The organism is Deinococcus aerius, from assembly GCF_002897375.1.
In the GTDB taxonomy this organism is placed as follows: Bacteria; Deinococcota; Deinococci; order Deinococcales; family Deinococcaceae; genus Deinococcus; species Deinococcus aerius.
The window spans coordinates 34,646-47,125 of the sequence record NZ_BFAG01000020.1; the positions used below are offsets into that span (position 1 = coordinate 34,646).

The 12,480-nt window shown below is 71.2% G+C and carries 12 protein-coding genes; 1 reads left to right on the plus strand and 11 read right to left on the minus strand.

What is annotated here, in order from left to right; translation table 11 throughout:
• Nucleotides 1-408: 408 nt before the first annotated feature.
• A complete protein-coding gene (locus DAERI_RS20280; RefSeq protein WP_103131260.1) occupies nucleotides 409-1,248 on the minus strand; it encodes an IclR family transcriptional regulator in 840 nt (279 codons plus the stop codon).
• Between the two features lie 165 nt (nucleotides 1,249-1,413).
• On the opposite strand from DAERI_RS20280, the gene DAERI_RS20285 reads away from it, so the two are divergent.
• On the plus strand, nucleotides 1,414-2,601 hold the full coding sequence (locus tag DAERI_RS20285) for a 4-hydroxybenzoate 3-monooxygenase (RefSeq protein WP_103131261.1): 1,188 nt from the start codon (nucleotides 1,414-1,416) through the stop codon (nucleotides 2,599-2,601).
• Between the two features lie 132 nt (nucleotides 2,602-2,733).
• Here DAERI_RS20285 and pcaB read toward each other — a convergent pair whose 3' ends face one another.
• The 10 genes from pcaB to DAERI_RS20335 form a co-directional block, all read right to left on the minus strand.
• Nucleotides 2,734-4,080 carry a 3-carboxy-cis,cis-muconate cycloisomerase gene (pcaB, locus tag DAERI_RS20290; protein ID WP_103131262.1) on the minus strand — a complete coding sequence of 449 codons (1,347 nt, stop codon included), beginning with the start codon at nucleotides 4,078-4,080 and terminating at the stop codon, nucleotides 2,734-2,736.
• Between the two features lie 7 nt (nucleotides 4,081-4,087).
• Complete coding sequence (gene pcaG / locus DAERI_RS20295; protein ID WP_103131263.1) at nucleotides 4,088-4,705, minus strand: protocatechuate 3,4-dioxygenase subunit alpha; 618 nt, start codon at nucleotides 4,703-4,705, stop codon at nucleotides 4,088-4,090.
• Nucleotides 4,695-5,414: a protocatechuate 3,4-dioxygenase subunit beta gene (pcaH, locus tag DAERI_RS20300; RefSeq protein ID WP_103131264.1), complete on the minus strand. Its 720-nt coding sequence runs from the start codon at nucleotides 5,412-5,414 to the stop codon at nucleotides 4,695-4,697. Before pcaH ends, pcaG begins: the two co-directional genes overlap by 11 nt.
• Nucleotides 5,411-6,571 (minus strand): bifunctional 3-oxoadipate enol-lactonase/4-carboxymuconolactone decarboxylase PcaDC, encoded by a 1,161-nt coding sequence (gene pcaDC, locus DAERI_RS20305; protein WP_103131265.1) that lies wholly within the window; start codon nucleotides 6,569-6,571, stop codon nucleotides 5,411-5,413. Before pcaDC ends, pcaH begins: the two co-directional genes overlap by 4 nt.
• A 90-nt stretch (nucleotides 6,572-6,661) precedes the next feature.
• Nucleotides 6,662-7,405: an IclR family transcriptional regulator gene (locus DAERI_RS20310; protein ID WP_103131266.1), complete on the minus strand. Its 744-nt coding sequence runs from the start codon at nucleotides 7,403-7,405 to the stop codon at nucleotides 6,662-6,664.
• A gap of 71 nt (nucleotides 7,406-7,476) precedes the next feature.
• On the minus strand, nucleotides 7,477-8,394 hold the full coding sequence (locus tag DAERI_RS20315; protein ID WP_103131267.1) for an NAD-dependent epimerase/dehydratase family protein: 918 nt from the start codon (nucleotides 8,392-8,394) through the stop codon (nucleotides 7,477-7,479).
• On the minus strand, nucleotides 8,394-9,164 hold the full coding sequence (locus DAERI_RS20320) for an SDR family NAD(P)-dependent oxidoreductase (RefSeq protein WP_103131268.1): 771 nt from the start codon (nucleotides 9,162-9,164) through the stop codon (nucleotides 8,394-8,396). The genes DAERI_RS20315 and DAERI_RS20320 overlap by 1 nt, the downstream gene beginning before the upstream one ends.
• Entirely contained in the window at nucleotides 9,157-10,176 is a 1,020-nt protein-coding gene (locus DAERI_RS20325) for an SMP-30/gluconolactonase/LRE family protein (RefSeq protein ID WP_103131269.1), read from the minus strand. The genes DAERI_RS20320 and DAERI_RS20325 overlap by 8 nt, the downstream gene beginning before the upstream one ends.
• Entirely contained in the window at nucleotides 10,173-11,300 is a 1,128-nt protein-coding gene (locus DAERI_RS20330; protein ID WP_103131270.1) for an FAD-dependent oxidoreductase, read from the minus strand. The genes DAERI_RS20325 and DAERI_RS20330 overlap by 4 nt, the downstream gene beginning before the upstream one ends.
• Before the next feature lie 14 nt (nucleotides 11,301-11,314).
• Nucleotides 11,315-12,472, minus strand: a complete 1,158-nt coding sequence (locus DAERI_RS20335) for an alpha/beta hydrolase family protein (protein ID WP_103131271.1) — start codon at nucleotides 12,470-12,472, stop codon at nucleotides 11,315-11,317.
• Nucleotides 12,473-12,480 lie beyond the last annotated feature (8 nt).

The window sequence follows — 12,480 nt, forward strand, 5'->3', positions numbered from 1 at the left end:
GTGGGCGTCACGTCCCGCAAAGCGCTCGCGCTCCTGGCGTACCTGGTGATGGAACCCGGTCCCCACGCCCGCGGAAAGCTCGCCGGGCTGCGCGCAGGGCGCCGCGAAGCGGAACACCTCGGTGGGCGCGACCGGCCGCGCCAGGGCCAGGAGGGACGGCTCCCGGGGTGCGCCGCCCCCGGCGCCGAACACCACGCCGCCCGACTGCTTGGCCCCACGGCTGGACCCCCGCTGGCGAGAATGGTACGACCACCGAATCGAGTCGTACCGCTTCCCACAGGGCGCAGCGGCTCGGCTGGCCTACGTGCTGCAAGGCGGGCAGGTCAGCGTCAGACCGGTGGAGTGAGCCGCTGGCCCCGTGACCAGGAGGCCTGCACTTGAAATTGATGCAGAGCACCCGAGGTTTCCTCAACGGGTTTGGGATCCCGGGCGGCGTCTTGCCCCCGAGCGCCGGGGCGCGGGGTGCAGTTTCTCGCGCCCCCCCACCGAGCTCCACACCAGCAGGCCCTCTCCGGACAGTTCCGGGTGATACCCGATTCGCAGGGAAACCTCGGCGCAGGCCCGCACCAGGGCCGCCCGCAAGTGCCCTTCCCGGTCGTGGAAGCGGTCAGCGGGCACACTGAAGGCCAGCGCGGCAATCACCTCGCCGTTGTGGTTGCGCACCGGGGCGGCCAGGGAACCGCCGTCCGGGCAGTGCTCGCCTATCTCCCGGGCGTACCCGCCCGTGCGGACCTGCTCCAGCGCCTCTGCCAGCACGTCCCAGGTCAACGGGTGTCCCGCCGCGTCCAGCACCGCCTCCACCACCTCCCGGGGCCGGTGGGCCAGCAGCACCTGGCCACTCGCGCTGGTAGAGGCGGGAAGGACCGTTCCCACCCGGGGCAGACGAACACTGCCGGGGAGATGGCCCTGCACCCCCGCGACCAGCACGACCTGGCCCCCGTCCAGGGCCGCGAGGTGCAGGGTCTCCCCGAAAGCCCACGCCAGGCGGTTCATCTCCTCCTGCGCGACCTCCCGCCAGGGCGTGTTCGCCAGCAGCACCTGACTCAGCGCGAGCAGCTTGAACCCCAGCCGGTAACGCCCCGCCACCGTGCGGTGCAGCACCCCCAGCCCCGCCAGCGAGGCGAGCAGGACGTGCGCGCTGGAGGTCGGCATCCCTAACTGCCGCGCCACCTCGCTGACGCCCCACTCCGGCCGTTCCGTGGTGTACAGGTCCAGGATGGCCCTGGCCTTCTCGAACGTTCCCAGCATCCCGTCCCCCCGGAAGCGCCCCTCTCGAAGTCTCCTTCCACTATACCGGGATACCCGCCTTGCGCCCGGCGCCCCGATCCCGCACAGTGAGGCTCACTCAACCGCGGCGGTTCCCCCCCACGTCCCGCACCGCGCCCCAGCCCTGTGGCCGGGGAAGGAGGCCTCATGTCCACCCCACCCCGCCGCACCCAGGTCGGCATCATCGGCGCCGGTCCCGCTGGCCTCTTCCTCGCGCACCTGCTGCACCGCCAGGGCATCAAGAGCGTCATCCTGGAAACCCGTACTCGTGAAGAGGTCGAGGGCACCATCCGCGCGGGCGTGCTGGAACAGTGGACCGTGGACCTGATGCAGGACCTCGGCCTGGGGGAGCGGATGCGGCGCGAGGGCCACTTCCACCGCGGCATCACCCTGCGCTTCGCCGGTGAGAGCCACCACCTGGATTTCGAGGACCTCACCGGCGGCAAACGCGTCACCGTCTACCCGCAGCACGAGGTGCTCAAGGACCTCGTCGCCGCCCGGCTCGCGGATGGGGGAGAGCTCCACTTCGGGGTGCGGGACGTGGGGCTGCACGACCTGACCACCGACCGCCCCCGGCTCACCTACACCACCCGGGACGGCGAGCCGCAGGTCCTGCACTGCGACTTCATCGCGGGTGTCGACGGTTCGCAGGGACTCTCGCGGCAGTCCATCGAGGGCCGGACCGAGTATGGGCACCTCTACCCCTTCGGCTGGCTGGGCATCCTGGTGGAGGCGCCCCCCTCGCACCATGAACTGATCTACGCCCGGCACGAGCGGGGGTTCGCGCTGCTCAGCACCCGCTCGCCCGAGATTCAGCGGCTGTACATCCAGTGCGGCCCGACCGACGACGTGGCGGAGTACCCGGATGAACGGATCTGGTCCGAACTGCACCGGCGGCTGGAGACGGTGGACGGCTGGACGCTCACGGAGGGGCGCATCTTCCAGAAGGGCGTGATCGGCATGCGCTCCTTCGTGTGTGACCGCATGCAGCACGGGCGGCTCTTCATCGCCGGGGACGCCGCGCATATCGTTCCGCCCACCGGCGCGAAAGGGCTCAATCTGGCGGTGGCCGACGCGGTGTACCTGTCCCGCGGGCTGGACTGCTTCTACCGCACCGGGCGGCAGGACGGGCTGGACCGCTACACCGAGACCTGCCTGCGCCGCATCTGGAAGGCGGAACGCTTCTCCTGGTACATGACGACCCTGCTGCACACCAACCCCGCCGAGAGCCCCTTCGAGCACCGCATCCGGCTCGCCGACCTCGACTACGTCGTGCATTCGCGGGCCGCCGCGACCGCTCTCGCTGAGAACTACGTCGGATTGCCCCTGGACTGAGGTGGCCATCTCCGCCGCCCACCGGCACGAACGCGGAAGCCTGTGCTTCCCCGTTCCCCGGCGCCGGGTTCGGCGGGGAAGACCCGGTGACGAGCAGGTTGAACCAGGCCGCTTCCTCCGAAGGGAACTGGGCTAGGGGCGGCGGACGTGCCGGTAGTGGCTGACGGCACGGATGATCAGTTCGGTGGTGCAGCCCAGCGTGTGTTCCTCGGTGAGGGCCGCCCAGTCCACCCGGTCCCCCCGGGGTCCCAGCCGCTCCCGAACGAGGGCGACCAGGTGGCCCTCACCGGCAAGCGCCCGCGGGACCGCCGCCCAGATCAGGGCTTTCGCCTCCTCCTTCGGCAGGACCGCGGCCAGGGCGAAACTCAGGGCCTCGGCGAGCATCAGGCCGCGTGAGTCCTGGACATTTCGCGCCATCCGTTCCGCGTGCACCTCCAGACCGTCCAGCAGGCGGCGAGTATGGGAGAGGGCCGCCCCGGTCAGGCCGAGCATCTGCGGCACAGTGAGCCACTCCACCTGCCAGCCGTGAGTGCCGCGTTCGTGCTCCTGCACGCCGCTGCGCGTGACGGCGGCCAGCAGTCCGGCGTTCGTGCTCGCCGCGGCCAGGATCACCTCCGAGGTGATGGGGTTGTGCTTCTGCGGCATGGTGCTCGACCCCCCGCCTCCGCCCCCCTCACGCACCTCGCCGACCTCACTCTGGGCGAGCAGGATCACGTCCTGGGCGAGCTTGCCCAGGCTGGTCCCCACGCCCGCGAGCCAGGCGGTCAGTTCGAAGACCGTGTCCCGCTGGGTGTGCCAGGGGGTGGGGGGAGCCGCCAAACCCAGTTCGGCGGCCAGGGCGTCCGCCACCTCCAGCCCGCGGGACCCCAGCGCGGCGAGCGTTCCCGCCGCCCCCCCGAAACTCACCACGTACAGCCGGGCCTCCAGTTCCCGCAACCGCTCCAGGTGCCGGGTGAGGGGCGTGAGCCACCCGGCGGCCTTGAGGCCGAAGGTCACGGGCAGCGCCTGCTGCGAGTGGGTGCGGCCCGGCATGAGCGTCCCCGCATACCCCTGGGCGAGTGCCGCCAGCCGGTCGCCCGCCGCGAGCAGATCACGGCGCAGCACCCGGAGCGCCTCGCGGGCCGTCAGCACGAACGCCGTGTCCACGATGTCCTGGGTGGTCGCGCCGAAGTGCAGGTGGTCCCGCGCGGCGGAGGGAAGCGCCGGGCGAAGCTGGGCGAGCAGCGCGCTCACCGGCACGCCGTCCGCGAGCAGTCCCCCTCGGAGGGCGTCAAGGTCGGGAGCAAAGGTTCCAGTCAGCGCCAGGATCGCCCGGGCGGACCCGGCGGGGATGATCCCCAGCCGCCCCTGCGCGGTGGCGAGCGCGCCCTCCACCGCCAGCAACCGGCGCACGTACGCCTCGTCCGTGAAGAGCGCCGCGACCTCCGGCTGGGAGAAGAGGGAGCCGAAGAGGGCCGAGTCGGCGGGGGTCAGGGGCATCGGGGCCTCACGGGGCGAAGAAGACCGTCTCGTCCTCGCCCTGCAGGCGGATGTCGAAGCGGTAGACGGCGCCGTCCGGTGTGTCCTCCCGCCGGGCGATCAGGGTGTGGCGGCGCTCCCCGGGCACCAGGGCGAGGAGGGGATCGGCGCTGTTGTCCTCGTCGCTGAAATACACGGCGGTGAGCAGGTGGGTGAGGAGGCCACGCATCCCCAGCCACACGTTCAGCCGGGGGGCGAGGCCGGGGCCCGCCGAGCCCGGTTTGACCGTGTGGACGCGGTAGCTGTGGCCCGGGGTTCGGGTGTGGGTGCGGCTGTACCCGGGGAACGGGGCGTCGGCGCTCCGCGCGTACGTCCCGCCCGCGTCCGCCTGCCACAGCTCGATCAGGGCGTCCTCGACGGGCCGGCCGTCCCCGTCCAGCACCCGCCCCGTCAGGGTGATGCGCTCGCCGGGAACGTCGCTGCCGGGCTCCACCGTCCGGTCCCCCAGGAGGCCGGTCAGCCCCTGGAAGTCCACCAGCCCCTGGTGGAAGTACGGCCCGACGGTCTGGCTGGGCGTGGGCCCGAAGGCCCCTTCCGGGATGTTCGAGTCCTGCGGGGAGAGGGGCGCGCGGGGCTCACTCGTCATGGCCGGGCTCCTCGAAGGGGGTCTGCGCGCCGCCGCCGAGCACGATGTCGAAGCGGTAGCCCAGCGCCCACCCGGGCCGCGTGAGGTTCAGGTCGAAGCGGCTGATCAGCCGTTGCCGCCCCTTCTCGTCGGGAATGCCCTGGTAGATCGGGTCGTGGGCGAGGAGGGGATCACCCGGAAAGTACATCTGCGACACGAGCCGCTGGGTGAAGTTGGTGCCGAACACGCTGAAGTGGATGTGGGCGGGCCGCCAGGCGTTGGGGTGGTTGCCCCAGGGGTAGGCGCCGGGGCGGATGGAGATGAGTTCGTACTCGCCGTTCCCGCCCGTCAGCATCCGGGCCGTGCCCGTGAAGTTGGGGTCGAGCGGCGCGTCGTGCTCATCCCGCCCGTGGACGTAGCGCCCGGCGGCGTTCGCCTGCCACGTCTCGATCAGCGCCCCGCGAATGGGCCGCCCGCTGCCGTCGAGGAGCCGTCCGCGCACGATGATCCGCTCCCCCAGCGGTTCGCCGTTCACCCGGGCGTTGCGGGTGGTGTCATGGTCGTCCGGGCGCAGGCGGCCCGCGCCGAAGACCGGGCCGTGCAGACCCTCCAGGGCGGCGGGCAGCGGGATCAGCCGCTCGTGCGGGGCCCGCCTCACGCTGCTGGTGTACGGCGGGTAGAGGTGCGGCGCGTGGACGCTTCCCTGGGATTTGGGCGGCGACTGGGTCATGGGTCGCTCCTTTCGGCGAGAACTCGCTTGGCGATCTGGAAGGCGCGGTTGGCGACGGGCACCCCCGCGTACACGGCGACCTGGAGGAACACCTCGCGCAGGTCCTCCGGGGTCACGCCCGTGTTGCGCGTGGCGCGGATGTGCATCTCCAGCTCGTGCTCGCGGGGAAGGGCGGTCAGCACGGCGAGGGTGAGCAGGTGACGGGTGCGCGGGTCGAGGCCGGGGCGGGACCAGGGGCCTCCCCAGGCGTACTCGGTGATGAAGGTCTGGAAGTCGCGGTCGAGGTCGGTGACGTTCCTACTCGCCCGGTCCACGTGCGCGTCCCCCAGGACCCGGCGCCGGACAGCCATCCCCTGCTCGTACCGGTCCGGGCTCGACTCCCCGGTGAGGAACTCCCGGAGAAGCCGGGCCACTTCCCCCGGGCGCTCCACCATCGGCAGGTGCGCGGCGCCGCGGATGAGCTCGAAGCGGGCGCCCATCTGGTCGGCCAGGGCGCGGCAGGCGTCGGGGGGGGTGCTGATGTCGTGCTCGCCACACAGGACCAGCGTGGGGAGCCGGAGGGTCTGAATCTGCCCCGTGAGGTCGGCGTCCCGCAGGGCGGCGCAACTGCCCAGGTATCCGGCCTGGGGGCTGCGGGCGAGGAGGGTCGTGTACCCGTGCGCGGCGGCGGGCTGCGCCCCGAAGAAGTCGGGCGCGAACCAGCGCCGGATGAGGGCGGGGGCGAGTGCCGGAAGACCCCCGGCTTCCACCTGCTCGATGCGGGCCTGCCAGCTCCCGGGGGTCCCGATCTGCGGCAGCGTGTCCAGCAGCGCGAGCCGCTCCACCCTCTGCGGATGGGCGAGCGCGAACGCCTGGGCGATCACCCCACCCAGCGAGCAGCCCGCCAGCGACGCCCGCTCCAGGCCCAGCGCGCCAAGCAGGCCGAGGAGGTCCGTCACGTGGTCCTCCAGGCGGTACTCGCCCCCGGGCGCGTCCGAGAGGCCCTGGCCGCGCAGGTCGTACTGGATGACGTGAAAAGAGGTTTCCAGTTCCCTCGCCACCCCGTCCCACACGCGCAGGTCGCTGCCGATGGGGTTGAGGAGGACCAGGGGGGGCGGGGCCCCGGCGCCGGAGGCTCGCACGTGCAGGGTGAGGGGACCAACGGGGAGGAACGTCAAAGAGAACTCCTGGCGGTGAGGGGCAACCGGGCTGAACGGATCGTCCCCAGCTTCCCGGCTTTCGGCCCCGGGGGCAAGGGGCCTGTTCCGTTATTCGGAATCCCGGCCCGCGCGGCGTGGCGGCCCGTCGTAGCCGATCCGGGCGCTGACCAGCGCGGCGGAGGCCACCACCTCCCGCTGGAGGGCGGCGCCGTCCCGGGCGAAATGCGGGGCGGCCACCGACAGGTTCAGGGCCGCGATCACTTCCCCGGTATGGTTGCGGATGGGCGCGGCGACCCCCCACCGCTGGCCGTCCGGCCCGTCCACGAGGACCGCGAAGCCCTGCTGCCGGACCGCCTTGAGGCTGGCGGCGAGCCCCTCCGGCGAGGACGTGGGCGCTTCACCGGGGTGGGCGGCCAGCACAGCCTGAACGGTGCGGGGGGAGCGGTGGGCGAGCATGACCCGTCCCGCGGCGGTGTCCAGGGGCGCGACCCTTTCCCGCGGCCCGTCCCCGGGCACCCCGGCGAGCGTCACCAGCTCCAGGCCGTCGAAGGCCGCCAGCCCCACCCTGCCGCCGACGCGGGCGGCCAGAACCCGCATTTCCTCGGCGGCCACCTCGCGCCAGGGCGTGTGCGCGAGCAGCACCCGCGAGAGCGCCAGGACGCGGAAGCCCAGCCGGTAGCGCCCGGTCTGCATTCGGTGCAGCAGGCCCACATGCGCGAGACTGCTCAGCAGGGCGTGCGAGCGGGTCTTCCCCAGGCCCAGGGCCCGCGAGACCTCGCTCACGCCCCACTCCGGGTGCTCGGCGGTAAAGAGGGCGAGCACCTGCCCCGCGTGCTCGATGGTGCCCAGCATGGGGGCAGTGTAGGGAAAGAGGGGGCGGGGAGGCCAGACGGCCGCCGCGCCGGGGGTCCCGGATCGCCCCCTCAGTGCGCCCTCAGGGCCGCCTGAACGAGCCCCGCCGCAGTGCCGTCGTGCCTGAACCCCAGCGCCTCGGCCTCCGGGGTGTGCAGGGGAGGGGAGCGGCCAAAGACGGCCTCGGTGCCCTCGTCGGGCCGGTACGTCACGAGCGCCGGACGGTCGGCCCCGAACAGCCCGCCCAGGGCCGCGACGACCTGCCCTACGGAGAGGTGCAGCGCGGGCAGCGTCAGCGTTCCCGGCGTGGCCAGCGACGCCGCGTGCAGGAGGTTCCCGGCCGCGCGGGAGGCCGACATCCACCACGCGGTCGCGCCCGGCGACACCGGGCAGATATACGGCTCCCCCGCGGCCAGCGAGCGGATCACGTCACTCATGAACGCCGAGCCGAACCCGGAGGCCAGCCCCGGGCGGGCCACGATCCCGGGCAGCCGCAGGGCCACGCCCCGCAGCTCTCCCCGCCGGGAGAAGTCCTCCAGCGCGAGTTCCATCATCCGCTTGTGGGTGCCGTAGCTGAGTTGCGGCTGGAGCGGAGTCCGCGCGTCCACGGGCGCCGCACCGAGGGTGCCGTAGACGGCCACGCTGCTGGCATAGACGACGGTGGGAGGACGGGTTCGGTCCGCCAGCCCCCCGAACAGGTCGAGCGTGGCGTCCACATTCACCCGCCGTCCCAGCGCGTACTCCCGCTCCGCGAGGGCGCCCGGCACGCTCGCCAGATGGAAGACCACCCCCGGACGCTCCGCCAGCACGGCCTCCAACACCGCCTCCTCGCTCAGGTCCCCCTCGACGGCCCGAACCCGGGGGTGACGGGCCCCCACCTCCCGGTCGAGCAGGGTCAGCTCGTCCCCCGGCGTCAGCCGTTCCAGCAGGGCATCCACGAGATTGCGGCCCACGAACCCCGCCGCTCCCGTCACCAGATACCGCGTCATCAGCTCCCGTCCCCGATGGTCGTGCCGCCGTCCACGACGATGTTCTGCCCGGTGATAAAGGCCCCGGCGCGGGAGGCCAGCATGACCGCCACGCCCGCGACCTCGTGGACTTCCCCCACCCGGCGGAGCGGCGTGAGGGCGAGGCGGCGTTCCATCACCCCGGGCCGCTCCAGCATCGGGCGGGCGAAGGCCGTGCGGATCAGGCCCGGCGAGATGCTGTTCACCCGGATGTTCTGCGGCCCCCACTCCACCGCGAGGTTGCGGGCGAGCTGCGTGAGCCCCGCCTTGGACACCCCGTACACCCCCAGCGAGCGGTTGCCGCGCACCCCCGCGATGCTGGAGATGAGGGTGAGGCTGCCGCCTCTGACCATCAGGTGCTCCCTCACCAGCGTGGAGAGGTGCCACGCCGCCCCCAGGTTCACCTGCATGGTGAGGTCCCACTCGTCCTGGGAGGCTTCCCCCATCGGCCCGGAGTGCGGGGCGACTCCCGCGGCGTGGACCACGGCGTCCAGCCCCCCGAACTGGCGGACCGTTTCGGCGACGAGTGCGGCCAATTGGTCTCGGTCCTGCACGTCGCAGGGGACAGCCTGCGCCCTGACACCCTGATCTTGAAGTTCCTGCGCCGCTTCCCGGCAAGCCGCCCCATTCTCGGAGGACACCACCACCGCCGCGCCCGCTTCCCCCATCGCCCGCGCGGTGGCCCGGCCGATCCCGCTCGATCCGCCTGTGATCAGGGCGACCTGCCCCCGCAGGCTGAAGAGGTCAGCCACGCCCGCCCCAATGGATCATCGGCGCCCCGGGAACCGGGCTGCGAAAGAAGGGAATGGCCGTGCCCCGCAGGCTGCCCAGGTACACCGTCCGCAGGTCGGGGCCGCCGAAGGTCAGGCTCGCCATCCAGGGGCAGAGGGCGCCGCAGTTGGCCGCCATCACCCCGGGCGTCACGTTGCGGGCGGCGAACGCCTGCTCGTAGGCGGCATTCGCCTCCGCGTCGCCATCGTCCAGCAGGGTCAGCAGTTCTCCTTCGGGCGTCAGGGCCACCAGCCGATCCGCGAAGATCAGGGTGATCCACAGGTTGCCGTACGCGTCGAAGGCGAAGCCGTCCGGGTGGCCGCCGAGGTCGGAGGGGCCGTACACCTCCCGGTCCGTCAGGGAGCCGTCGGGCCGAACCCGCAGGCGTGAAATCCGCCGCCCGGTGCTCTCCACCACGTACAGCCATTCCTCGTTCCGGTCAAAGCGAATCTCGTTCGTGCCGCAAAAGCCGTCGGCGACAATACGCGCTCCCTGTTCGTCCAGCAGGGCCACATACCCGTCGTTGGCCCGGGAGTTGAGCTGCTTCGTCCAGGGCTGCTCGCGGGTGGTCACGCTGAACCAGACCCGCCCTTTCGAGTCCCGCAACGGGAAGTTCGCCTTCCCCAGCGGCTGCCCGTCAATCTCCGAGCAGATTGTCCGCACCTCTCCCGAGCGGGACATGATCTCGATGGCGTCCGTGCCCCAGTTGGCGATGATGAAGTCTCCCCCCCGGGTGAAGGCCAGCCCGTTGGGGAGGGAGCCCTGGGACTGCACGTAGCGTGTCTCGAACTCCTGTGAGGTCACGGCTGCGGACGGCGGCACGATCAGTTGCTGCCCGCCGTCCGTGCCCAGCCGCATCACGCCGCCCCGCCCGTCCGCCGTCCAGACCGTGCCATCCCGCTCGGCCAGGATGCACTCGGGGCGTTGCAAATCATGGCCGAGGAAGCGGATGTCCCCCCGCCGTACCTGCCAGCCCTTCAGGGGATTGCTCATATCGGTTGGGCGGTGTAGTGCAGCATCTCCCCGATGACCTTGGGGTGGTTGAAGGTCGGGTCGTTCGCCATCTCCGCCCGGCAGATCAGGAGCGACTGGTCCTGCACGTACTTGGCGCGGGCGTAGCGGCGGTCCATGAACTCCCGCAGCGTCTGCGACAGGGGCTGGTCCTTTTCGAGCAGGGTACTCAGCACCACGGCGTCCTCAATCGCCATGCCCGCCCCCTGCCCCATATGCGGCGTCGTGGTGTGCGCGGCGTCCCCGATCAGCAGCACGCGCCCCCTGAACCAGTCCTCGTCGATAAAGGTCACCTCCATCGGGCGGTACACCACCTCCGCGGGGTCGCTGATTTGCCCCCGCAACTCGGCGATGCGGCCCACGAAGTTCTTCAGGCGGTCGCGCATCAGGTTCGCCAGTTCCTCCTTCGGGTGGAAGGGGTTGCCCGGCTCCCTGGTCGTCACGTACAGGTACATCAGGTTCTCGGAGAGCGGCACCAGGCCCGCCGAGTTGCCCTGGGTGTCCCGGAAGGTTTGGAGCGCGTCGTTGTCCGGCGTGCGCGGGAAGTTGTGCCGCCACACCGACTGGCCCACGAACTGCGGGCGGTATTTATCGCCAAAGAGGAGCTTCCTGACCTTCGAGTACGCCCCGTCCGCCCCGATCACGAGGTCGTAGCGCCCCGCCTCGCCGTCGGTGAAGGTCACGTCCACGTGGTCCGGGTGCTGGTCGAAGTCCTCGACCGTTACACCCAACCGCACGTTCGTGCCCTTCTCCAGCGCGGCCTCCTTCAGCGTCTCGTGCAGGGTGGAGCGGCGCACGCCCATGTTGGCGGGGTACTCAGCCCCGGCCAGGCGCTCACCCGGGATGCGGGCCCGCCTCACCCCGTCGGGGCTGTAGAACTCCACGTCCTCGAAGGGGAACCCGGCACTCAGGTAGCGGTCGAGTAACCCCGCCTGCGCCATCGCCCGCACCACGTTGCCCTGCTGGATGATGCCGACACCGTAGGCATTCCAGGCCTTGTTCATCTCCACCATGTCCACGTCGATGCCCCGGTCGCGCAGCATCGAGGCTGCCACCAGCCCGGCGATGCCCCCGCCCACGATCAGGACCTGCCTGACCTCGCTCATGCTGTCCTCTCCTTTCAGGCGGTGTGTCCGCCCAGCCGCTCGGCCACCCAGTCCGAGATGTAGTCCAGCCCGTAGGCGCTGTTGTCCACGCTGCTGTGCTGGACCCCGCCTTCTTTGTCGGTGAAGATTTTGAGTTCCCGGTCCGGGCTGTTCGTCAACCCCTCGTAGGTCTGGTGGGCGTACTTCAGAGGAATCTGGCGATCCTGCTCCCCGTGCGTGACGAGGAAGGGGACGCGGATGCGGTCGAGGACCCCGTCCAGCGTGATCTTGGGAATCAGCGCCATAAACTCGTCCATGCTGCCCGTGCCCCACACCCACTGCACATGCTCCCAGTAGTGGGGGACGGGCCGCTCCCCCTCGCGGTTGAGCCGGGCCAGTTGCACCTCGCCCCAGTTGTGATTCGCGCCCCACACCGCGCCGAGAGCGAAACGGGGCTCGAAGGCCACCGCACGCGGCGCGTAGTATCCACCCAGCGAGACGCCCTGCAACCCGATCCGCTTCGGGTCGATGTCCTCCCGGGTTTCCAGATAGTCCACGACCTTACTCGCCCACGCCTCGGAGTCGTAGCGGGCGGTCAGGCCGTGCAGGCGCAGGGCTTCCCCGGTGCCGGGCTGATCGAGACACAGCGACGAGATGCCGCGCTTGGCGAGGTGCCCCGGCAGCCCCACCCGGTAGAGCATCTCCTTGGTGCTGTCCAGACCGTTGACCTGCACGAGGATGGGGGCGGGACCCGAGACGCCCTCGGCCCGGACGTACAGCCCGGCGAGGTGCGCCCCCTCATACGGAATCTCGACCCGCTCGCAGTTCTCGTGGGCCAGCTTCACGCCCCTTTGAAAGCAGTCCTGAAACTTGGCGTACAGCGCCTTCCTCGGCTCATAATCCCTGGCCTGCATCCGTTCGGCGATCAGCAGGTAGATGGCGGCGCGCCCCAACTTGTTCCCGGCGCTGATCAGCCTACCGTTCGCCTCGTCCTCCCGCGCCTGCCCGATCAGCTTGTCCCCCATCCGTTCCCAGGACTGGAGGAAGAGCCGGGTGCCCTCGTCGTCGCCGCGCTGGGAGACTTCGAGCAGGGGGCGGCACATCTCGTCGAGTTCGCCGATCTTGGCGCCCATCTCCATCGCCAAGTTAAGGGCGAGGTTCCAGACGTAGTTCTTGGGGAAGTATTCGAACATGGGTCTCC

Bases quoted from the DNA above. Each gene is read 5' to 3' on its own strand.
- pcaG (WP_103131263.1), bottom strand. From the start codon at position 4,705: ATGACGAGTGAGCCCCGCGCGCCCCTCTCCCCGCAGGACTCGAACATC.
- DAERI_RS20310 (WP_103131266.1), bottom strand. From the start codon at position 7,405: ATGCTGGGCACCATCGAGCACGCGGGGCAGGTGCTCGCCCTCTTTACC.
- DAERI_RS20330 (WP_103131270.1), bottom strand. From the start codon at position 11,300: ATGAGCGAGGTCAGGCAGGTCCTGATCGTGGGCGGGGGCATCGCCGGG.
- DAERI_RS20315 (WP_103131267.1), bottom strand. From the start codon at position 8,394: ATGACGCGGTATCTGGTGACGGGAGCGGCGGGGTTCGTGGGCCGCAAT.
- pcaH (WP_103131264.1), bottom strand. From the start codon at position 5,414: ATGACCCAGTCGCCGCCCAAATCCCAGGGAAGCGTCCACGCGCCGCAC.
- DAERI_RS20335 (WP_103131271.1), bottom strand. From the start codon at position 12,472: ATGTTCGAATACTTCCCCAAGAACTACGTCTGGAACCTCGCCCTTAAC.
- DAERI_RS20280 (WP_103131260.1), bottom strand. From the start codon at position 1,248: ATGCTGGGAACGTTCGAGAAGGCCAGGGCCATCCTGGACCTGTACACC.
- DAERI_RS20325 (WP_103131269.1), bottom strand. From the start codon at position 10,176: ATGAGCAATCCCCTGAAGGGCTGGCAGGTACGGCGGGGGGACATCCGC.
- DAERI_RS20285 (WP_103131261.1), top strand. From the start codon at position 1,414: ATGTCCACCCCACCCCGCCGCACCCAGGTCGGCATCATCGGCGCCGGT.
- pcaB (WP_103131262.1), bottom strand. From the start codon at position 4,080: ATGCCCCTGACCCCCGCCGACTCGGCCCTCTTCGGCTCCCTCTTCTCC.